Source organism: Bradyrhizobium sp. CCGB01 (genome assembly GCF_024199795.1).
Lineage (GTDB): Bacteria > Pseudomonadota > Alphaproteobacteria > Rhizobiales > Xanthobacteraceae > Bradyrhizobium.
Genome location: NZ_JANADK010000001.1, coordinates 3,487,812 through 3,511,098 on the forward strand (window position 1 = coordinate 3,487,812; position 23,287 = coordinate 3,511,098).

Consider the following 23,287-nt stretch of genomic DNA (forward strand, 5'->3'; position numbering starts at 1 on the left):
CAATCGCCGGGGCGGGCCCTTGGATAAGGTCGCCAGCCTGCGGGCCTTCGTCAAAGTGGTCGAAAGCGGCAGCTTTGCCGAAGCGGGCCGGCAGCTGCGGCTGTCGCGCTCGGCGATCAGCAAATACATCGCCGACCTCGAGGAGAGCCTCGGCGTCCAGCTGCTGAACCGGACCACCCGGCACGCGAGCCCGACCGAGAACGGCCAGCGCTATTTCGAGCGGGCCGTCGTGATCCTCTCGGAGATCGAGGCCGCCGACCAGGCGGTGACGCAGGCCCAATCGGCGCCGCGCGGCCTGCTGCGCGTCAATGCGCCGATGTCGTTCGGCACGATGCGGTTAGGGCCGGTGCTCGCCGATTTCATGGCGCGCTATGGCGAGCTTCAGCTCCAGATCGTGCTCAGCGACGATCTGCTCGATCCCGTCCAGGACGGCTTTGACGTGACGCTGCGGATCGCGGAGCTGGAATCCTCCAGCCTGATCGCGCGAAAAATCATGCCGGTCGCGCGCATGATCTGCGCCTCGCCGGATTATCTTTCGCGTCACGGCACGCCAAAACATCCGCAGGATCTGCGCGAGCATGCCTCGTTGACCTACGGCTTCCTGCTCACCGGCAATCAATGGAAACTCACCGGCCGCGACGGCGATCACTGGATCCAGCCGGCCTGGTCGCTCTGCGTCAACAATGCCGAAGTGCTGCGCGACGCCGCGATCAAGGGCAGGGGGCTGGCGCTGCTGCCTGAGTTCATCGCTGCCGATGCTTTGCGGAAAGGTGAGCTGCAGACCGTGCTGGACGACTATTCCGCGCCGCCGCTCGCGCTCTATGCGGTCTATCCGCCGACGCGGCATCTGTCGGTGAAGGTGCGGCTGTTCATTGATTTTCTGGTGGAGCGGTTTGGCTAGGGTATGAAAGAGGCCCCAACTGAGGACGGCAGCAGGCTACATGGCAACGCTGATTCATGAGGTTTGGATGGGTGCAAACGGTTTGCCTTGTAGTTCCAGCAGGTTCGCGCGATCCGCCACGTCAAAGCTCGCGTCGCTAAGCGGATGTTATGCTCGGACGTCCCGCCGAGAAAGCCGAGCTGAGAACATCAGCCCGGCTCGTCGTCCTATTTCTTGCTGTCGAGAAACGCGCGCACCGCCTTCACGGTGGCCTCCGGCTGCTCTTCCATCAGCCAGTGGCCGGCGTCCGGAATGACGACCTCGGTGACATCTGTCGCCGCATTCCGCATCACGACGGCCTCCATCTTGCCGAATGATTTCTCGCCACCAACGGCGAGCACGGGAATGCTCAACTTGGTTGCGATCGCCTTCTTGTTGTCCTCGGCGTCGGTGCGGATCGCCCTGAATTGCGCGAACGCCGCGTGCATGGCGCCTGGTCGCGCATAGAGCTCTGCGTAGTGGCGACGCATCCCTTCCGTGACCTTGGAGGGCGTGCCCGCGAATTCGTTCCAGAAGCGGTCGAGGTAGATGCGCTCGCGGCCCTTGACCAGCCGTTCCATGTCGGGGCCGCCGAAATCGAAGTGCCAGAGCTGCGGGCTGCGGACGACCTCGTCCCACGGCGGCACGCCGGGCACCGGGGCATCCATGACGACCAGTTTTTCGGTGAGATCGCGATAGCGGGCCGCGTAGGCATAGGCCACCATGGTGCCGATATCGTGTCCGACGACGAAAGCCTTCTCGATGCCGAGCGACTGCAGGATGGCGCGCATGTCGGCGGCCTGGGTCCATTTGTCGTAGCCATTATCGGGTTTGGCCGAGAGGCCCATGCCGCGCAGATCCGGCACGACTACCGTGTGATCGTGCACGAGGTCAGCGCCAAGCTTTGCCCACATGTCGCCGGTATCGCCAAAGCCGTGGATCAGGATGACGGCCGGCCCTTGACCGCCGACGCGCACGTGAATCTGCGTGCCGTTGGCCGCGATGGTTTTGGTTTTGAAGGTGGACGGGAATTGTTCGACCTCGGCGCGCGCGGCAGGAGCGAACAGCATGAGGAGAATTGCGAGGTATCTTGCGCGCACGGGCGACTCCATCTTGTATGTCAGTGGATGACCGTACGCTGCTCCTCCACCCGCAACAACTCGTCCAGCGCGCTCATCGACGCTTTTTGAAGCGCGGCGAGTTCGCGCCCGGCGCTCTCGCATTCGGACGCGGACAGCGCGGGCGCGGCTTCCTCGATCTCTCTGCAGCGCTCGAACAGGCGGACGAGGCCGAGCGCGCTTGCCGCACTGCCGAGCTGATGCGCGGATCGCGCAAGTTGCTTGTGATCGCCAATCTCCGCGGCCCTGGCGATGTCGTCGATCAGTCGTTCGCTCGTTTGCGCAAGAAGCTGGTGGAGCTTTGCGATTTGCGTCGCGCCCAACAGCTCTTTCTGGTCGTCGAGGAAATGCAGGTCGATCAAGGCGCCGGCCGCAAGCTGTGCCGTGGGCGTCTTCTGCGCTGGATCGTCCTCGAGCGCCTCGCGCAGCGCATTGATCAGGATCGGCTTGCTGACGATCTTGGCGATGCCGGCGCCGGCGAGCCGCTCGCGGGCGCTGCTGGACACGTCGGCGGTCACGGCGATGATGCGCGGCATGCTGGGCAGTCCGAGCTTGCCGATGCGGGAGGCCGCTTCCACGCCGTCCATGTCGGGCATGTGCAGGTCCATCAGGATGACGTCGAAGGCCTGATCGCGGGCGTGCTTGATGGCTGATGCGCCGTTTCTGGCGATCGTGGCGTGGTGGCCGAGCCTCTTCAGGATCGCTTCGCCGACCTCGCAATTGACGGGGTCGTCGTCGACCAGCAGCACGCGGAGCCGCCGCGATGGCGGCGGAAGCGCACCCTGCGCGACGCCGCTCGCGGCGCGGCCGAGCGGCACTTCGAGCGTGAACGTGCTGCCGGCGTCCGGTGTGCTCTCCACCGTCAGCTCGCCGCGCATCAGGCGCGTGAGGCGCCGCGCGATCGCAAGGCCCAGGCCCGTGCCGCCGAACCGCCGCGCGATGCTGTCATCCGCCTGGACGAAATCCTCAAAAATCCGCTCGTGCATGTCGGGCGCGATGCCGATGCCGGTATCGCGAACCGTGACGCGCAGCAGGACATGAGTGTCGTGCTGCTCCGCGGCTGCACACAAGCTGATCCCGCCGCGCGGCGTGAACTTGATGGCGTTGCCGATCAGATTGAGCAGGATGCGATTGAGCCTGACGGGATCGCCGTGCACGGATGTGCTGACGCTCGCATCGCAGGCGAGGTCGAAGGTCAGGCCCTTGCTGAAGGCCTGCGGACACATCAAATCCGCGGCCGTCTCGATCAGCTGGTCGAGGCGGAAGTCGCGCGTTTCCAGCGTTTCGGTGCTGGCCTCCAGGCGGGCATATTCAAGGATGGCATCGACCAGCGCGATCAGCGTTTCGCCCGATGCCGCCGCGGTCGCGAGATGGCGGCGCTGGGCGTCGCCGAGGCTGCTGTCGTCGAGCAGTTGCAGCACGCCCATGACGCCGTTCAGCGGCGTGCGCAGCTCGTGGCTGACGACGGCGAGGAAGCGCGATTTGGTCTCATTGGCGAGCACGGCGGCCCGGCGCGCGCGCTCGGCTGCGTCGTGCTCGGCCAGGGCGTGGTCGCGGGCCTTCTCGAGCTCGGAGGTGCGCTCGATCACCTTGCGCTCGAGCGTCGCGTAGGATTCGTGCAGGTGAGCGGCCATCCGGTTGAACTGGTCGCCGAGCGCTTCCAGCTCGTCGCCGGTCTTGATCGCGAGCCGCAGGTCGAGATCGCCGCTGCCGATCCGCTTCGCGCCTTGCGTCAGCATCTGGATCGGCACGGTCATGCGCCGGCTGAGGAAGAGGGACACCAGCACCGCAATGGCCAGCAGGATGACCAGGAGAAACGTGGAGCGTCCGATCGATGCATAGATCGGGGCATAGGCCTCGCTGAGCGGAAGCTCGACGAACACCAGCCAGCCGAGCGAGGGGACCGTCGCATAGGTCGAGAGCACGCGCTGGCCGGACAGATCCTCCTTGACGAGGCCGCCCGAGGGCGGCCCCGCGCCATCGAGCGCGGCGCGCACGTCCGCATGCCCGGAGAGATCGCTCCGTTGCAGCGCCGGCCACAGATCGGGATGCGCGATCAGGACTCCCATGCGATCGACCACATAGGCCTTGCCGGTGTTGCCGACCCTGATCCCGGCGACGAGGTCCCAGATGAAGCGCAGATTGACGTCGGCGACGATCACATTGGGTTCGCGGCCCGTCCCGCGTGTGGCGATCGTCATGAATGGCTCGGTGTCGCCGAGGAAATAGACCGGCCCGTAATAGGCCCGGCTCTCATTGGCACCGCGGAAGGCCGGCGAGGCCGACAGATCGGACTTGCTGCCGACCTTGTCCGCGACGCGGCGCGACACGCGCACCTGCTCGCGGCCCTGCGCATCGAGCTCGGCAATTTCCGCGATCGCGGGCGAGAGGCGCAGCAGGCGGATGGCGTTCAGGCGATCGTCTTCGTTGCTCGACAGCTCCGGCGGCAGGCGCGAGAGCCACCTGATCTGGCTTTCGATCTGGCCGATGAACTGGCCGATCTGGATGGCCGCGCTTGCCGCCTGCTCGCGCTGGGTCGCCGCGAGAAGCTGCTTCTGCTCGCGATAGGAGAACCAGACGTCGAAGCCGGTGTTGATGGCGAGCGCGGCAAAGGCGAGGGCGACGATCGAGTAGAGATATTTGCGGAACAACCGGCCCGGAGGCGTCCGCAAATGTCCCTGGTCGATCGTCTCGTTCACTCGCGGATCTCGTCGGCGCGCGCGAGCAGCGTGAATGGAATGGTCAACCCGAGCGAGCGTGCGACCGTGCGGTTGATCAGGAGTTCGTATTTGCGCGGCGATTGCACCGGCAGATCGCCGGCCTTGGTGCCGCGCAGGATGAGATCGATATAGTCGGCCGAGCGCACCTCCAGCGTCGGCCCGTAGCTCATCAGCCCGCCGGCATCCATGAAATAGTGAAACGGATAGATCATGGGGACGCGATGCTTGGCGGCCGCCGTCACGACCGCCTGACGGTGGATCACGAGGAAGCTGTCGACCAGCGCCACCATCGCCGCCCTGGGCGGTTCGGAAAAACGCCTGATGGCTTCGTCAATGTCCGTTGGCGCGTTGACGGGCGCGGGGACCACGGACATTCCGGACGACGCCGCCTCCTGGTCGATCGAATCGAGGAAGAACCGCCCGGCGCGGGGCGTGGTCGCCGGGTTGAACAGGACACCGACGCGCGCGAGATCCGGCACGGCCTCCCGGATCAGCTGAAGCCATTTGCCGCCCATCTCGGCCGAGCTGTTGGTGAAGCCGGTCACGTTGCCGCCGGGATGGGCGAGGCTCGCGACGAAGCCGTTGCCGACGGGGTCGTTGGCGGTCGCGAAAACGATCGGGATGGTCTTGGTGGCGGCAAAGACGGCGGCGGTTTCGATGGTCGAGCCGGTCAGGATCACGTCCGGCTTGAGCTCGAGCAACTCCTGGACCGCGCTCTTGAGCTTGTCCGGTCCACCGAAGGTCGAACGCAGCTCGAAGCGGAAATTGACGCCTTCGACCCAGCCGCGCTGCCTCAAGCCGACGATGAGGCCACCGAGGCGCGAGGTCGGGCTCTCGGTCATGCTCCTTCTGGTCAGCGCGTCGTCGAGCGGCAATCCCGTCAGCGACGCCACGATCCGCATGCGATCCGACGTTGCGCCGAGCGCAAGCCATCCCGCGGCGGTTGTGCCCGCAAGGCGAAGGAGGCCGCGGCGATCGACCGCGAATGCCGAAGGCCGTTCGGTCATGGAATTCTTTGCACGATGGTCCGTCCCAAGCCGGATGCTTAACGCGAAAGGGCGGTGTCCACAATTGATGAAAAAGCGCGCTTATGAACGTTCATTCGCAGCATTCGGCAGTCCGATACCGTATTCCTACCCCCGCCAAAGAGTCGCTGTTTCGAGCTGTGTCTGCTCCGTGACGATCTGTAACGCATTGTGGCGTTGCAACATTTCCGTCCCGGTCGGGGCGACGGTTCGGAGAAGTCGATTTCGCAGCTGCTGATTTTTGAAGCTTGTTTTCTGTTTTGTTTCGAAGGTTTTCGATGCGCAAAATCTACCTCGTGCCGGCCCTCGTCGGTCTCCTCACATCTGTTGCAGCCGGGCCGCTCGCCGCTCAAGGCGCGGTACCGAAGCAGAAGACCGCACCCAGGGCCGCCGCCGCGGGAGCCGCGCCTGCCGCCGCCGCTGGCGCGACGCCGACGGCTGCGGCCGAGACGCCCGCCGTCCCCGGTGAGGAAAAGGCGATCAAGGCGATCGACGGCTTCCGCTCGGCCAAGTTCGGCATGAGCGAGACCGACGTGCGGGCGGCGATCACGAAGGACTTCAGCGCCAAGCCCGACGCCATCAAGATCCAGGACAATGCGTCCGAGCTGACGCGCAGCCTGCTGCTCTCCGCGCCGGAACTGCTGCCGAACGGCGGCACCGCCGAGCTCTCCTATGTATTCGGCTACAAGTCGAAGTCGCTGATCCAGGTCGGCGCGGTCTGGTCGAAGGGGACCGACACGGCGATGACGGCCGAAAAGCTGTTCTCCAACGCCAACATCCTGCGCGCCCATTTCATGGGCGAAGGCTTCAAGCCCGATTCGGTCGCGGTGAACATGCCGGTCGCCGGCGGCATCGTGATGTTCCGCGGCAGCGACGCCAAGGACCGCTCGGTGATCCTGCTGCTCCAGGGCACCTTCGAGAACAAGGAGAACAACCAGCGTGTGCTGACGCCCACCAGCCTGCTGCTGTTCTACGTGGCCGACGCCAAGAGCCCCGACATCTTCAAGCTGCCGCCCGGGCAGTTCTGATGCCGGACGCTTCCAGGATCTCTTTCAAGACATCCTTCAAGACATTCTCCCACCCGGTTGTGGATCGGCGCCTATGCCGATGAAGAGGATCTGAAATGCGCGGACCGTCTGCGACGCGAGGCAATGACGAGCTGACGGCACTGCGGGGGCTCGCGCGCTTCCGTTCGATGTCGCTGCTCTGCGCGATGCAGATGGTCTTTCTGCCGGTGTACAGCGTCCGCGTTCAGGCGCAGACGGCCAACGTCATCGTTCCCGACGGGCGCACCGGAACCAGCCTTCAGACCTCCGGCAGCGTCACCAACGTCACGACGTCGACGGTTTCGGGCAACAACGCCTTCAACTCGTTCTCGCAGTTCAGCGTCGGGCAGGGCAACACCGTCAATCTGCAGCTGCCGACCGGCACGCAAAACCTCGTCAACATCGTTCGCGACGCGCCGGTCTACGTCAACGGCACGCTCAATTCGTACATGAACGGTGCGATCGGCGGTAACGTCTATTTCGCCGATCCCAAGGGCTTCGTGGTCGGCCGTTCCGGCACCGTGAACGTCGGCAGCCTCAACGTCTCGACACCGACGCGCGAATTCACCGACAGCCTGATCGGCGCAGGCGGGCAGATCAACCAGTCCGCGGTCGGCAATCTGATGGCCGGCTCGTTCCCGGTCTCGCCCGACGGCAACATCCGCATCTACGGCCGCGTCAACGCCCAGGACGGCGTGCGCCTGACCGGGCAGAACGTCTATGTCGGCGGCGCCACCCAGCGCGACATCGCCAACCTCGATCACGCCGCGAAGTTCGCAGCCTCGGTCAACTCCAAGGGCCTGCGCAGCGCCAGCTCGATCACCGTGAGCAACGGCTCGATCCACATCGGCGCGGTCAACAACGCCAGGGTCAACGGCCGCCTGACCGCGCAGAGCAAGACCGCGACGCCGAGCAACATCACGGTGCAGGCCGGCAACAACATCGATGTCGGCAAGAGAGCCAATCTCAACATCGCAAGCGCAAACGGCAGCGCCGGTGAGATCCGCCTGAAAGCGGCGCAGAACCTGACGGTCGCGGGCGGGGCCAAGTTCGACGCCAGTGCGAAGACCGGCAATGCCGGTCTCGTCGACTTCAGCGCGAACGGAATCATCGACATCGGCCAGGGCATCGAGGTCAACCTCAGCGCGCAAAACGGCAAGGCCGGCACGCTGCTGATCGATCCGACCGACTTGGTCGTGGGTGATGCCGCCCAGGGCGACACCGGCGTGACGCTGTCGAACAGCTCGGTCGCGGCGGCGCTCAACGGGCTCAGCGCCGGTGCCACCTACCTGCTCCAGGCAGACAACTCGGTCACGCTGGCGGCCCACGCGGTGGTCGATACCCGTCATCTCGATGCCAATGGTTATTCGACGGGCAATGCCAACCACATCCGGATAGAGGCGCGGATAATCGATATCCAGAACGGCGCGCAAATTCTCGCGCAGGCCGTCAACTCCGCCAGCACGCATTACACCAGCGGCAATGTGACGCTCGCGGCGACGGCGAGCGACAGCAAGCTGTCGGGCCAAGCCACTGCGACCTCGGGAATTACGGTCGACGGCCGGATCACCGGCGGCGACATCACGATCGCATCGGTCTCGACGGCGTCGTCCAGCTTCACGAGCTCGGTCCCTGGCCTCTTTACGCTGGTGGGCACCACGCTCGCGGCCTCGATGCTCGGCATCAACGGCGGCTACGTGGCCGCGAGCGCCACCGCCACGGTCAATATCAACGGCAACGCCAACATCAACGGCACCGGCAACGTCTCCATCGCCTCGCATGGTTCGGAGACGGCGCAGGATCCGGCGATTGCGAGCACCTTGATCGGCGGCTCGCCGATCGGCGCCGCCGCTGTCGTCGGCAAGATCGACGGCAATGTCAGCACCAATGTTGCCTCCGGCGCCACGATCAGCGCAGGCGGCAACCTCGGCATCCACGCCATCAACGATGCAACGATGGCCGTCACCGCGGTCGCAGCGACCTCCAGCGCGCAATTCGTCGAGACGGTGGCCTATTCCACCGGCTCGGTCTCGACCACGGCCAATGTCGCGACCGGCGCGAACCTTTCCGTCGGCACCGTGAATGCATCCGGCAACTCGCTGACAGTGCGGGCGATCAACAACAACTCGTTCTCGACCGGCGCCACGTCGATTGCGCTGAGCACGCCGACCGCCAGCGGTGGTGTTGGCGGGGCGCTCGCGATCAGCGACGTCACCACATCCGCAACCGCGAAGCTCGGCTCGTCGCTGGGCACCAGCGCGTCGTCGCGGATGAACGGCTCCGTTCTGGTCGAAGCGACCTCGAACACGACGAGCAACTCGACCATGGCGTCGACCATTGTCGGTACGCCGGCCTTGGTCGGCGCGATCCAGGAGTTCCTGGTCTCCAGCCCCAGCCTGACGGGGATGATGGCTCAGCAGATGGTCTCGCTGATGCCGGTGAACTTCAATTTCAAGGCCGCCGGTGCGCTGTCGCTGGCCAACAGCACTGAAAACGCGACGGCATCGATCGGCCAGAATCCGAGTGGCGGCGCGCCCAGCCTTTATGTCAGCGGCAACGTCGCGGTCGTCAGCACCCTCATCGATCGGGGCGTGCGCAGCAATGCGACGGCTTCCGCGATCACCAAGGACGTCACCAGCGGCGAGGGCGTCGCGATCAGCGCGGCGGTCGCCTGGGGCAATTTCAACCACAATTCCAACGCCTATATCGGCAGCGGCACCACCGTCAACGCGGCCAACATCGCCGTTGAGGCCACCACCTCGATGCCGATCACCAATACCTGGCTGAAGTGGGACGGACTGACCGAGGTCCTCGGCCATCTCAACGGCAATCTCGGCGTTGGCGGCAATATCCTGACGAGCTATGCCAACGCTACGGCCGACGCTGGCGATTTGATCGGCCTCGCCGGCTCGATGAACCATTTCGTCGTCAACAACAACACGACGGCCTGGGTGGCCGGCAGCGCCAGTCTGACCGCGACTTGCACCACCGCGGCCTGCGGCAGCAGCTGGTCCGCGACGGTAAACAACGGTGACGTCCATACCTACGACACCAGCATCCAGATCGCGGCGACCACGACCATGGCGTCGATCGACGCGGCCGGCAATGTCGGCACGCTCGGCTTCCTGTTCGGCAATACCTCGGGCGGCTCGTCGGTGGGCGGCGCGCTCAATCTCGTCCAGTTCAAGACCAACACCATCGCGGGCGTTTCGGACCGCGCGACGCTGCGCGCGGCGGACGACATCGCCGTCAACGCGATCACCTCTGACCAGTTCGTCGCTGTCGCGCCGTCCTCCGGCAAGGCTGCCGGCACGCTGGCGCTGAACGGCATCACCTCGCTCGGTTTCCTCAACAACACGACGCATGCGTCGATCTCGAGCCAGGCCACGGTCTACGCCCCGACCTTCGGCATCCTGGCGCAGCAGGACCTGTCGGTCGTGACCCTGTCCGGCGCGATGAGCTACAACGGCAGCGGCGGTTCGGCGGTCGGCCTGTCGGTCGCCTATCTCGGCGCAAATACCGACACCTCCGCCTATATCGGCGACAACCATTCCGATATCCGGCCCGGCGTGTTCAGCGCCAACGATCCGTTCGCCGGCACCAGCGGCGGAAGCGGGGCGGTGAACGTCGACAATCTCACGCTGAGCGCGACCACGTCGGGGCGCATCACCGCGGCTGCGGTCGCGGCCGCCGTCTCCGATCCGGCCTCGTCGAGTTTCTCCGACAAGGCCGGCGCTGCCGGCGCCGCCGCGACGGGAGGCACTGCCGGCGTGACGACGGCTGTGAGCAAGATCGGTTCGACCTCGGGATCGAGCACCAGCGGCTTCAGCCTCGATCTCGCCGGCAGTTCGTCGGTGAGCGACGTCTCGCTCGGCACCAGCGCCTATATCAAGAACACGACGGTCAACAAATACACCACGGCCAGCGCTGTCACGACCAATACGATCGTTCAGGCGCTCAACGATACCATGCTCAACAACGGGTCCGGCTCCGCGGCGCTCAATCTGGCCGGAGCGTCCGCCACCGGGGCTGCGATCGGCGGCGCGATCGCGTCGGCGATGTCGAACAACGCGACGCTCGCCTATATCTACGGCACCACCATGAACGACCAGAGTTCGGTGACGGTGCAGGCGCTCAATGGCGGCTCGGAAACCGTTGTCGCTCTCGGCGTGGCGGGATCGAGATCCAATTCGGCGTCGCTGTCGGCCTCAGTCGGCATCATCACCGACAGCGCCAACGCCTATATCGAGAGCTCGACGATCACGGGGCAGGCGACCGGCGTCAACCGCGCACTCGAGGTCGACGCCTACCAGACCACGAACATCGCGATCGGCGGCGGCTCGCTCTATCTATCGGGTGGCCAGGTCGGCGTCGGCATCGGGCTGACCTATGCGTCGATCGCCGATCCCTCGGGCGGCAACGCCACCGACGCGCATATCCGTAGCACCGGAATCTCGAACTACGACACTCTGCTGGTGATGGCCGACAGCGCCAGCGTGATTGCGGCTGGTGCGGCCTCGGGCGGGGGAGGGGCCAGCGCCAACAGCCTTGCCGGCGCGGTCGTCGTCAGCGAGATCTCGCCCACCACGACGGCCTACATCAACAGCGGCGCGACGGTGAGCATCGACGTTGGCCGCGTGACGGTGCTGGCGGACAGCGGCGCGGTGTCGGCGCTGGATACGGCGCTCGGAAACCTTGTCAAGAAGTCGAACAACAATCATCTCGCCTCTGACACTTGCACGGTCGCCGGCGGCACCGGCGGGCAGAACTGCATCGACTTCGGCGCGGCCGCGCTCAACGGGGGCACGGGTAACGGCCCGGGCGCCAGCATCATCTCCGTCGCGGGCCTGATCCAGGCCGGCAAGAACAATGTCGGCGCCTCGATCGTCTACAACACGATCGCAACCACGCATTCGGCCTATATCGCCAACGTCCTGATGTCGGCCGGCAGCAACGGCAATGTCAGCGTGAGCGCGGTCGATTCCTCGAAAATCCAGGCGGTCACGATCGGCTTCGGTCTGGCAACCGGACAGTTTGCGGGCGTCGGCGGCACGACGATCAGCTCGATCGCCAACACCGTCTCGGCGTCCATCGGCAACAACCTGTCCAGCGCGACGCAATCGTCCGTCACGGCCCGCAACATTTCCGTCTCCGCGACCGACAATTCCAGCATCACCGGAACTGCGGCCGTCGCGGGCGCCTCGACGCAAGGCAGCGCCGCGGGCCTGGCGCTCGTCAACAGCAGCATCGCCAACAATGTCAGCGCCGGGGTCACCGGCTCCAAGCTGACCGCCTCTGGCAACGTCGCCGTCGGAGCGAGCTCGAATGCCAGCATCTCGACGGTCGCTGTCGGTATCGCGATGTCCTCGCAGGTCGGGCTTGCAGGCTCCGTCGCCACCAACCTGATGGGGACGAATGTCACCGCCAACATCACGGCGGCCGGCACCAACGGGATCAACGGCGCCGACGTCACCGCCACAAACAATGTCGGCGTGATCGCCAACAACAATGACAAGGTGGCGGTGTTTGCCGGCGCCGTATCGATCAGCAAGGGCGCGGCCGGCGGCGCGGGCTCGCTGGTGACCAACCAGATCACCGGGACCACCGCAGCCTATATCAGCGGCGCAAACACCAAGGTCGATGCACTCGGAACCAGTTCGACCGATACGCTGTCCGTCAACAACGGCACGCTCGTCCATGCGTTCGACCTGGGCACCGCCCACGCGCCGAGCGACTCGACGCCGGATCTGTCCGAGAACCAGGACACCGTGCGCGGCCTTGCCGTGGCTGCGAGCTCGCATCAGGCGGTCACGACCAATGTCGCTTCGCTCGCCGCGAGCAGCGGCATCGCTATCATGATCAACCCGATCACCAATGTGATGAGCGGGGCGACCCGGGCCTATATCGACAGCGCGGCGATCGACACGCGGTTGACCTCCACGACGCTGGCGCCGCAGATCACGGTCGCAGCATCGAGCTTCTCCTATTCCGGTGCGTTCGGCTTCGGCATCGTGCCGCCCACCGGCCAGGGCGGCGGCGGCGCCACCATCATCTCCACGACGATGGCCCGCGACACCTTCGCCTACATCACCAACGCCACGGTCGGCGGCGTCCAGTCGTCGAGCCCGACGGCCGGCGCCGTTACCGTGAAGGCCAATGCCGAGCAGGATGCATCCTCGATCGCGACCGGGTTCAACACCGGCTCGGTCGGGCTGAACGTCTTCCAGGCCACGACCGAGGCCTATGTCGACGGCGGCGCCACGACAGCCGCCTCACTGACCGTGAACGCCAACAATTACACCGGTATCTTCTCCGCGAACGGCTCCGGCGCCTATGGCAGCCAGGCCGCGATCGGCGCGGCATTCCTGGTCCAGGTCTCGTCGAACCGGACCGAAGCCTATGTCGGCGACGAGTGGCACTACCAGGGCAATGGCGCCGCACACACGACCGCGCTCAATTTGAGTGGCGCGCTGAACGTCCAGGCGCTCACGAAGAACCGCTTCGAGGCCTATTCGGTCGGCGGCGCGCTCTCGACCGGAACGGCGGCGATTGCCGGCATGGCCAATATCGAGATCGCCAACAACACGACCATCGCGGGCGTCTACGACACCACGCTGCAGTCGGTGACGGGCGGGGCGGCCGGTGCCGTCACCATCAATGCGACCGAGGACGTTGCGATCAAGGAGATCGCGGGTGCGCTCGCGGTCGGCGCCAGCGGTGCCGGCGTCGGCATCGGCGCTGCGGCCAATGTCCTCGTCTTCAAGAGCCAGACCACGGCGGAAAGCCGCAACAGCGACCTGAACTCGTCCGGCGCGATCAATGTCGGCGCGATCAGCACCAAGGAAGTGCTGTCCTACGCGGTCACCGTGGGTGCCGGCGGCAGCGTCGGTATCGGCGCGACTGTTGGCGTCATCATCATTGGCACCAACACCGCCGATCCGGATACGCAGGGCGAGCAGACCGGCCAGCTCAATCAGGGCGGCAACGGCACGATCGCGGCTGTCAATGCCAGGACCAGCACCAGCCACGGCAGCGACGCGGTCGCGAGCGGGACGGCCGGCAATCCGAGCAATGCCAACGCCACCTCGACCTACGACGTCAGCACGGTGCTGACCGGCGGCAATGACGGCGTCACCGCGCAGATCGCGGGCGGCAACGTCACGGGCACCGAGGTCAATGTCGGCGCCACCAGCGCCAACGCGAACAAGATGTACCTGCTCGGCGCCGGCTTTGCGAAGAATGTCGGTATCGGCGCCGGCATCGGCTACACCAGCGTCAACAGCAGCGTGCTCGCAAACCTGAGCGCGATCGTCTCCGCGCCGACTGTGAACGTTGCCGCGGTCGTCAAGGACGCCACCACCGGACCTTATGGCGGCAAGACCATCGACACCGAGTCGATCGCCGGCGGTGCTGCGCTCTATTTCGGCGCGCAGGCGGCCGTTGCGGTCGGCAATGTCGCCAATACCGTGACGGCCCAGCTTGGCGGCCAGGTCACCGGCACTGGCGGTGATGGCGTTGCCGTCATGGCAATGGATTCCTCGACCCAGGTCGTCTTCACGGGCGGCGTCAGCGCCGGTGCCGCGGCTGTCGGCGCTTCCGTCGCAACGGCCGGACGATCGAGCTCGGTGGCCGCGAAGGTGTTGCCGAATGCCGTCGTCGATACGTCGACGCTCTCGGTCGGGGCAGCCGGCGCTGGTAAAATGTCCTCGACGGCGACGGCGCTCGGCGGCGGCATCCTCTCCGGCGTCGGTGCGGATGCCGAGGCTCACGAGAATTCGACCGTTAAGGCCGAGATCGGCTCCGGCTCCACGATCACCACGTCCGCGACCGATGCCGGCACGATGGTGACGGCGTCGATCACGCCCAATCTTTCGAGCGAGGCGATTGGCGTCTCGGTGGGTGGTGGTGCCGTCGGCGTCGCCATCGCCCAGTCGACGGTCGGAGCCATTGTTACGGCCGATGTCGGCGACAACGCGATCTTCTCGGGCGGCGCGCTCGGCGTGACCGCCATGGCGCTCGTCCCGATCATCGGGACGCAGAACAATCCTGACGGAACCACGACAACGCTCTATGGCACCACGACTTACGCCTATGCGCTCGCCGGCGGTGGCGGCTCGCTGATCGGCGCGCAGGGCAGCTGGGCGAGGGCGTCGGAGAACGCGACGGTCAGCGCCTATGGCGGAGTCGGGATCCGGCTTCCCAATGCCGACGTGGTCATCGCGGCCGAGAATGACAGTGCCCAATATGCGAAAGCGACCGGTCTCTCGACCGGGTTCCTGGCGCTGGGTGCGACCGTCGCGCAGACGTCCTCGAGCGCGCACACCTACGCCTATCTCGGCGCGCCCGCGGACATGGATACCCTGGGCCATGCCAACTACACCGGCATCCTTCAGATCACCGCCACCGGCAAGGACACCAACGTCTCCGAAGCGCTGGTCGGCGCGGGTGGCACCTATGCCGGCGCGGCGGCGGTCGCCACGACCAGCTCGACCGCGGTCACCAACGCGCGGTTCGACGGCGGCACGACCGATGATACGCTCTATTTCGGCGGTCTCAGCGTCAAGGCCACGCACACCACCAATTATTTGGCCAACGGCGACGCCTATCAGGCGTCCACGGCCGGTGTCTCCGCCGGCAAGGCGCAGAACGACGTCACCTCGACCACCACCGCCGAGATCGGAACGCATCTGATCATCAATACGGATGGCGGCGATATCGTCGTCATCTCCAACGACATCGTGAACCAGGCCGGCGGCGGCGCGCGTTCGGGCTCCGGCGGTTCGTTCTCGGGCGCGGCGGCGCTGAGCGACTCCCATGTCACTCAGAACGTCACCACCAATATCGGCGCCGGGACGATCCTGAGCCTCAACGGCGATCCGCGGGTTTCGACGGGCGTGATCGACATCGAGGCCTACAACACGCTGAACACCGTGGACACGGCGAGCCTGGCCACCGCCAGCTTCTTCGCCGGCGGCGGTGCCGAGTCCAATATGACGGCGAACGCCACGCTCCAGGTCAACATCCATGCCCGCGAGCTGTTCAGCGTCGGCAAGATCTTCATCGGCACGGCGGCGAAGATGTCGGCGTCCAATTATGCCAATGCCAGCCTCTACGGCGCGATCGCCGGCGTCGGCGCCAGCACCAATAGCTGGGTCCACGCGGATCAGGATGTCACGGTCGACAGCGGCACGACGATCCAGGCCTGGCGGGATATCAATATCTTCGCCGGCATGTCGGGCGACACCATCACCTTCAGCAGCATCCAGGCGACGGCGACGACGGTCGTCTACAACAACACGGCGATTCCGATCTCCGCCTTGTACCGCGGCAGGGCGAATGCCAGTGGCGACAGCAGCCTGACGCTTGCCGACGGCTCCCGCGTACTCGGCGTGCGCGACATCTATCTGGGCGCCACGCAGGGGCAGGTCACCGCCTCCGGCAACGGCAGCAACTACAATCCCTATCTGGACATCTTCAGCGCCAAGAACAGCGACAACCACAGCCACACCAGCGGAACCGGCGACGTCGCGCTCAACGGCCTAGTGGTGGCGGGCATCAACAGCGACCTGACCATCCTGATCGAGCTCGGTGCAAGCGCGCCGACCCTGAGCACGACGAGCCCGTACTCGTCGCTGTCATCGACGCTCGAATACGTCGCCGACGTCGATCATTTCAGCCCGGTGAAGAGCTGGAACCACCAGACGGTGCAATACACCATCGTCAGCAGCTTCAATCCCTACGATAACATCGTCAACCAGCTCATCACCTTGACCGGCCTGACCGACGCGCAGGTCCGGGCCCAGCTCGCGACATCGACGACCGCAAATCCCACCACGATGGCGCCGGCCGGCGCCGACGCGACCGGGGACATCCAGCGCCAGATCAACGCGTTGATCCAGCAGGTGCCGTATACCTCCAATGCCAGCGGCAACGCCTTTGCGTTCGGCGACATGCTGGTGTCCGCCGGCAACGTCTCGATCCTGGCGCAGAAGCTGACCGGAAACAGCCTCGCCGGTCACTCGGCGCCGGCGGTCATCGCGCGCGGCTCGCCGTTGATCAAGGTCGAGAACCGCGGCCTCGACTTCATGGATTTCGCGAACCTCACGGTCACGGATGTGACCGGCGGCAACATCACCTATCGCCAGATCGACCATGTCGATCCGGATTCGCATTCCAACGTGACCTTCACCGCCACGCCGAGCGCGACGCCGATCATCGACATCTCGGCGACCTACAACCGCGTCGATCCCGACAGCGGGCTCGGCGTCGACGGCAGCGGCAACCAGCTGACCCGCAAGCCCGACATCTATTTCGACGGTATCGTCACCAACGAGGGTGGTCTGCTCAAGATCACCAACAATCTCGGCAGCATCGTCGCCTCGCAGTCGCTCAATGCCGCGACCATCCAGATGGTGGCACCCAACGGCTCGTTCGTCTTCCTCGGCGGTATCGGCAGCTTCTACAACTCCAACCATGACGTCACCGCGCAATGGGCCGGTGTCCAGTACAAGCCGGCGAGCAACGATACGCTGACGGCGGTGATGGCGGCGGCGACCTTCCTCGGCGCCTATGGCGACTACAATACCGCCCCGCATATCGCCGCAGGCGGCAACCACCCGTATTTCTATTACTGCTGCGTCGACGGGAATTCCGGCGTTCAGCAAACGGCTGCCAACAGCACAGTCTTCACCGCGCGCATGCTGATGACCTATTACGACGGCCTGTCGCTTTATTCGGCGATCTTCCTGCCGATGGGCAACGGTACGCCCAACGGAGGCGGCGGCAGTGTGGGCAGCACCGCCACGCTCGCGGCGATGGAAGGGCCGACGGTCCAGCCGATCGTCACCGCGCCGTGGGAGCGGGACACCTATGCTGGCCAAGGCGTCTTCAGTAACTCGACCTATGACTACACAGTGACGTCCACGGATGCCCAGGGCCACACCGTCACCGAGAATCGCACGGCCACGTATTACTCGCCGTTCAATTGCGCGGGATGCGGAGCCTACTTCCAGGTCGTCAATATCCAGAACGACGTGATCACGCCGAGGACTGCGAACACCAACGCAAGCACGAACTGGGCCTCGACCACGCCGTCGGGATACCAGAACCCCGTGAACGAGCCCTTCATTCTCGGCAAGGCGATCATCATTTCGGCGGGGGTCATCAACGTCAACGGCCTCATCCAGAGCGGTACGAGCAGCAACTACTCGGTCGACATCGGCGGCTCTGCGTTGTCCGCCATCAACGACCTCAAGACCCGCAACAACGGAGCCGACTTCCTCCAGGCCCAGGCCAATGCGCGCAACGGCAGCTACTACGACATCACATCTGCCGTGACGAAGCAGGTCGACACCGACATCAAGATCGGCGTGCGGTACAACGCGCTGACCGATCAGGTCCTCGTCAACGGTGTGGTGCAGGGCTCGGGCGGCTATGTCTATCTGAACGGCAAGATCATCTCGACCTCGACCGACGGCACGCCTCAGGGCACGATCGCGGTCAAGGGTGGTGCCGGCTCGATCACAGTCAACAACTCGACCGGGCTGCAGCTCGTCACCAACACCATCAACACCGGCGTCAGCGCGCCCAGCGTGATCCAGATCGTCGATCAACTCCAGCAGCAGACGACGTGGTACGTCTACAATCCCTCCGCGGCGGGCGCTCAGCAGGTGTCGACGTACCGGACGGCCGGCGTCAATGCGAGCACTTACACCGCCGGGATGCTGGCCGGCATGAGCGGGACGGCGGGCATCCAGTACACCGTGAAGCCCAACATGTACTATCAGTGGGTCGACACGGCGACGCTGGATCGTCCGGCGACCAGCACGCAGTTCGACTATGGCTGGCATTACACGCCGAATGCGCAAGGGGAGAACTGGACCCGCACCGTCAGCCTGGTCGAGAACGTGATGCAGGCCACGGGCGGTGGCGGCAACACCGGCCAATTGCAGACCGCGAACTTCCAGGAAGTGATCACGGCGACCGGCGGCTATCATAACGGTGGCTACAACACGACGGTTGACAAGTGCTGCGGTGCGGACGGGCATTACAACTGGTATCAGCAGATCTACGATCACCTGACCCTGACGCTGACCAACACGGTCAAGGCGTCGAACCCGATCAACATCCAGTTCAGCGGAGGCGGCGCGAGCACGGTCAGCGTCAGCTCGAACTCCGGCATCGTCATCAACGGTCCTATCAACAACCTTTCGGGTAATACGACGGTCATCGCCACCGGCGCCAATTCGGCAATCACCTCCGGCGCGAACGCCAACAATCCGATGATCTCGGGCAAGAACGTGACGCTGCAGGCCGATGGCGGCATCGGCTCGCTCGGCGCGAACGGCGTTCCTGTCCAGGTCCAGGTCTACGGTGGCAGCCTGACCGCAACCTCGATCGACCGCGACATCGCGATCGCGGCCGTCGGCTCGCTCTCGATCAACCAGGTGGCGGTCAATTCGGGTGTGTCCGGCCGCGCGCCGCAGGGCAGCGTCTTCATCTCGGCGACCGGTGACATCAACTCGGCAGCCCCGTATAACGCCGCGAACCCCGTCGTGATCGGCAAGAACATCGAGATCAATTCCTCCGGCGGCGCGATCGGTGCGACGAGCAGCGTCGTCAACAATGCGTCCACGCTGACCAACATCAATCCGCTGGTGATCCAGGCGACGGGCACGACGCAGTCCGACGGCACCGTCGATGGCGGCGTTCTCGAAAGCGCCTCGGCCACCGGCACCTACATCGTCCAGTCGAAGGGCGATTTGCGGATCGGCACGATCCAGTCGACCGGCGGGCCGGTCTTCCTGGCGGCAGCCGGTTCCGACGGCAACCAGGCCAGCATCCTGAACGGCCGGGCGGCAGTTGGTATCTCCGCCGCCGAAAGCGCGCATCTCCAGGAGGTCTGGAACAACCTCAACCTGCTCAACGGCAACCCGGCCACCGCTGCCGTCAACAGCTACCAGTCCATGGTGACGGCGGCCTACAACGACTACTTCCAGCTCAAGAACATTGCCTTCGCGAACGGCACCTACAATCCGACCTCGGTGGGCCTGACGGTGTTGCGGGCGCAGGTGGCTGCCAAGCTCGGCATCGATCCGGCGAACGTCTCGACGACGCAGATGAAGGTCGAGGCCACGACCAGATACCTGAAGGACCAGTTCCTGCTCGGCAAGATTTCGACGGCTGAGCTCCAGAGCGGGTTGACGACATTGCTCGGAAGCGCACCCACGGATGCGCTGGGGACCGTGTTCGGCAGCACGCTCTCGTCCGGCCTGTTCACGAGCCTGTTCCAGGGCGTGGCGGCGGCCGATCAGCGCCTGCCCACCAACGCCGCGCTGCAGGCGGCGCTGAACACCTACAGCGCGACCTACAGCTACACGCTTGCGTCGACCGAGCGAGTCTACAGCATCATCACCGCGGGCTCGCAGTGGACGCATGACCAGCTCGCCTACACGGTCTCTTCGTCGGCCGTCGGCGCGACACCGCCGCCGATCGACGACAACGTCATGGCCAATATCAGCGCGAACCAGATCATGCTCTACGCGCCGCGCGGCTCGGTCGGCAATTCGGCTGCGCCCCAGGTGTTCTCGTTCACCAGCGCCGATTCCTCGTCGCTGACACCGGAGCAGAAGGGATTGCTGGCATCCGCCGGTCCCGGTCAGCTCACGGTCAGCGCGGTCACCGACCCGACGACCCATGTCACGACCTATACGGTCAGCCTGTCGCAGCAGAACCTCGTCGTCCTCGACAACGCGACGGCGGTCTCGGCCAAGGCGCTGTCGAATATCTATCTCGGCAGCAAGAACAGCCTGACGCTCGGCGGCGTCACCGCAAACTACGGCCCGATGACGGCGGCGAGCGCCAACGGCATCGAGGTGACCGGCCGTGGCGACGTCAAGCTCCACGCCGTGAACAGCATCATCGCCGGCATGACTGGCCCCGCAATATCAGGCGATATCGCCAACCTGACCCTGATCGCCGAGCACGGCAATATCGGCGCGCCCTCGGGAACGGCCGGAAGCAATCCGGCGAACAACGCGAACGCGCTCCAGATCGCCTTCGCCGACCCGGCCAACGATCAGCTCGACCAGGTCTCGTCGGGGCAGGGCATCTACATCAAGCAGACCACCGGCGATCTCATCCTCGGCAACATCGCCGCCGGCAACGATATCCAGCTCGCCGCGACCGGCAGCATCTATGCCGAAGCCGGCTTCACCGACCGTTCGGCGATCCACATCCTGGGCACCGACCTCGACCTGCGCGCCGGCGGCAGCATCGGCTTCAACGGCTCGACCTTCCAGCCGCTGCAGGTGAACATCTCGGGCGCGGTGACCGGTTCTGCCGTCGGCGATCTCAGCATCCTCGCGGTGACAGGCGATCTCGTGGTCGGCACCGGCGGCGCGTCTGGGACGTTGACGGCCGGCGGCGCGCTGACGGTCAATGTCGCGCGCGGCGCGCTCACCATCAATACCGACATCACCAGCGGCGGCCTGATGCAGCTGCTCGCCAACCGCGGCATGACCTTCGCCGCCGGCACCAGCGCGGCGCCGGTGGTTGCGACCAGCAACACGGCCGGCGTGACGCTGGTGGCCGCGACGCTGTCGATGGGCGCCTATTCGGCCATCAACGCGGCCGGCCCGATCTCGGTGACCACCACGGGTGATGCGACCATCGGCCAGTTGAACTCGTCGCTGTCCTATGCGGCGGCCGCGAACGCCCCGTCGATCGTCGTCACGGCGGGCGGCGTCGCTTCGCTGGGCGCGCTCATCGACAATGGCGACGGCCAGACCAAGTTCGTGGCCTCCGGTGCGGGCGCCGAAGTGTCGCTGAGCGCGTCGAACGGCATCGGCAGCACGGCAAACCGGTTTACCGTCAACGCCGCGCGGCTCTCGGCCAGCGCCAGCGGCGGCAGCATCTACCTGAAGGCACTGACTGAAGCCGAGGTGATCCTGCTGTCCGCCGTGACTGGCAACGTGGATATCATCGGCACCGGCGGGCTGACGCTCGACCAGGTGGCGGCGGGCACGGCGACCGGCGCAAGCGGCAGCTTCAGTGCTATTGCGAACAACGGCAGCATCGTCATCGGCACCGCCGAGAGCAGCGGCTCGCAGACGATCCACGCGACCCAGAATGTGACGTTCAAGTCGCTCACGACGACCGGCAATAGCGGCGACGCCGGCAACGTCAACGTCACCGCCGACGCCGGCTTCATCCTGGCGCAGACGATGATTTCGGGCGGCGTGACCACGCTTGGCTCGGTCTCGGCCCATGGCTCGGCCAAGCTGATCGCGGCGGGCACCAACACCGGTCATAACCTCACGGCCTCGACCGGCAACGCAGTCCTGAGCGGAACAATTGTTCATTGGGATAATCTCTTGGCCGGCGGCACGCTCGACGTCACCGCGACGGCCGGCGGGATCACCGTTGGCACCGCCATCAGCGGCGGCACGCAGACCCTGCACGCCGTGAACGACATCGTCTTCAGCCAGCTCACCACGACGGGCATCCCGGGCGATGCCGGCGACCTCAACGTCAAGTCCGACACGGGCTCGCTCCGCGGCGGATCGATCTCCGCCCACGGCGATACGCATTTCGACGTGGCCGGATCGGTCTCGCTCGACCGGATCAGCGGCGACACGATCAGGATGACCTCGTCGGGTGACCTGACGATCAATTGGGTCAGCGTCGTTAGGGAGCTCGACCTCGCGGCCGACACGATCAACGTCAGGGGCGAGCAGGTCCGCTCGAACCCGTCGATCCCGCTGGTCATGAACATCACCGGCTACAATGGCGGAGTCGCGAAGTCTGCCAATATCTGGATCGACCCGGACAGCATCATCGTCAACCAGTTCAGGGTGGTGGACGCGAACTTCTGGACCGACGCGCACGCCGTCTCGATCCTGAACGGCTATGTCCCGGGCCAGCTGATGCTCACCACGGCGACCCAGCAGGTGCTGCTGAATAACCGCACGCTGGCGCCGTCCAACTGGCCGACGCTCCAGCTCTACCAGCCGGGCGGCGTGTTCACGATGAGCCAGGTCGGCAACGCCAATGTCAGCAACGCCTATATCGTGTTTTACACCGGCGACGTCTCGGCGAGCGTCACCAATTACGGGCCGACCCACACCTGCTGCTACGGCTTCACCGGGGCCAGCATGGTTCGCAACATCCCCGTCGACGGCGAGGGCAACGAGAGCATCGAGACCTGGCTCGCGAAGAAAGACGGCGGAACGTTCTACCTGCTCGGGCTGTCCGGTCAGGCGCGGCTCGATGCGCTGCTGACGCCGCGGCCGGTCGAGACCATCGGCTCCGGTCCTGCCGTCAACATCGAGGGACTGAGCGACCTGCGCAAGCTGCGCCGTAACGGGCAGCGTGCGGGGCGTCCGGGCTGGAAGGATGCGGCGGTTGAGACGGCGAAGCCCGCGGTTGGCCGTCTCGCACAGGCATGGTAACGGGATTC

General features: G+C 65.4%; 6 protein-coding genes. 3 read left to right on the plus strand and 3 right to left on the minus strand.

The window, feature by feature from the left end:
• The first annotated feature begins 19 nt into the window (after positions 1-19).
• A complete protein-coding gene (locus tag NLM25_RS15940; protein WP_254137570.1) occupies positions 20-901 on the plus strand; it encodes a LysR family transcriptional regulator in 882 nt (293 codons plus the stop codon).
• A gap of 206 nt (positions 902-1,107) precedes the next feature.
• Here the strand turns inward: NLM25_RS15940 and NLM25_RS15945 are convergent, their stop codons facing one another.
• From NLM25_RS15945 to NLM25_RS15955, 3 genes are read right to left on the minus strand one after another with little or no spacing between them, the layout of a single operon-like run.
• The gene (locus NLM25_RS15945) at positions 1,108-1,989 is read right to left on the minus strand and encodes an alpha/beta fold hydrolase (RefSeq protein ID WP_254141193.1); all 882 of its coding nucleotides are present in this window, start codon (positions 1,987-1,989) and stop codon (positions 1,108-1,110) included.
• 50 nt (positions 1,990-2,039) lie between these two features.
• The gene (locus NLM25_RS15950) at positions 2,040-4,736 is read right to left on the minus strand and encodes a hybrid sensor histidine kinase/response regulator (RefSeq protein WP_254137571.1); all 2,697 of its coding nucleotides are present in this window, start codon (positions 4,734-4,736) and stop codon (positions 2,040-2,042) included.
• The gene (locus NLM25_RS15955; protein ID WP_254137572.1) at positions 4,733-5,764 is read right to left on the minus strand and encodes an ABC transporter substrate-binding protein; all 1,032 of its coding nucleotides are present in this window, start codon (positions 5,762-5,764) and stop codon (positions 4,733-4,735) included. Before NLM25_RS15955 ends, NLM25_RS15950 begins: the two co-directional genes overlap by 4 nt.
• 296 nt (positions 5,765-6,060) lie before the next feature.
• On the opposite strand from NLM25_RS15955, the gene NLM25_RS15960 reads away from it, so the two are divergent.
• Together NLM25_RS15960 and NLM25_RS15965 are read left to right on the plus strand one after the other, a co-directional pair.
• Positions 6,061-6,810 (plus strand): hypothetical protein, encoded by a 750-nt coding sequence (locus NLM25_RS15960; protein ID WP_254137573.1) that lies wholly within the window; start codon positions 6,061-6,063, stop codon positions 6,808-6,810.
• A gap of 95 nt (positions 6,811-6,905) precedes the next feature.
• Positions 6,906-23,279, plus strand: coding sequence for a leukotoxin LktA family filamentous adhesin (locus NLM25_RS15965; protein WP_254137574.1), 16,374 nt, complete (start codon positions 6,906-6,908; stop codon positions 23,277-23,279).
• Positions 23,280-23,287 lie beyond the last annotated feature (8 nt).

Coding starts and splice junctions, on each gene's coding strand:
- NLM25_RS15965 (WP_254137574.1), top strand. CDS start 6,906: ATGCGCGGACCGTCTGCGACGCGAGGCAATGACGAGCTGACGGCACTG.
- NLM25_RS15960 (WP_254137573.1), top strand. CDS start 6,061: ATGCGCAAAATCTACCTCGTGCCGGCCCTCGTCGGTCTCCTCACATCT.
- NLM25_RS15945 (WP_254141193.1), bottom strand. CDS start 1,989: ATGCTGTTCGCTCCTGCCGCGCGCGCCGAGGTCGAACAATTCCCGTCC.
- NLM25_RS15955 (WP_254137572.1), bottom strand. CDS start 5,764: ATGACCGAACGGCCTTCGGCATTCGCGGTCGATCGCCGCGGCCTCCTT.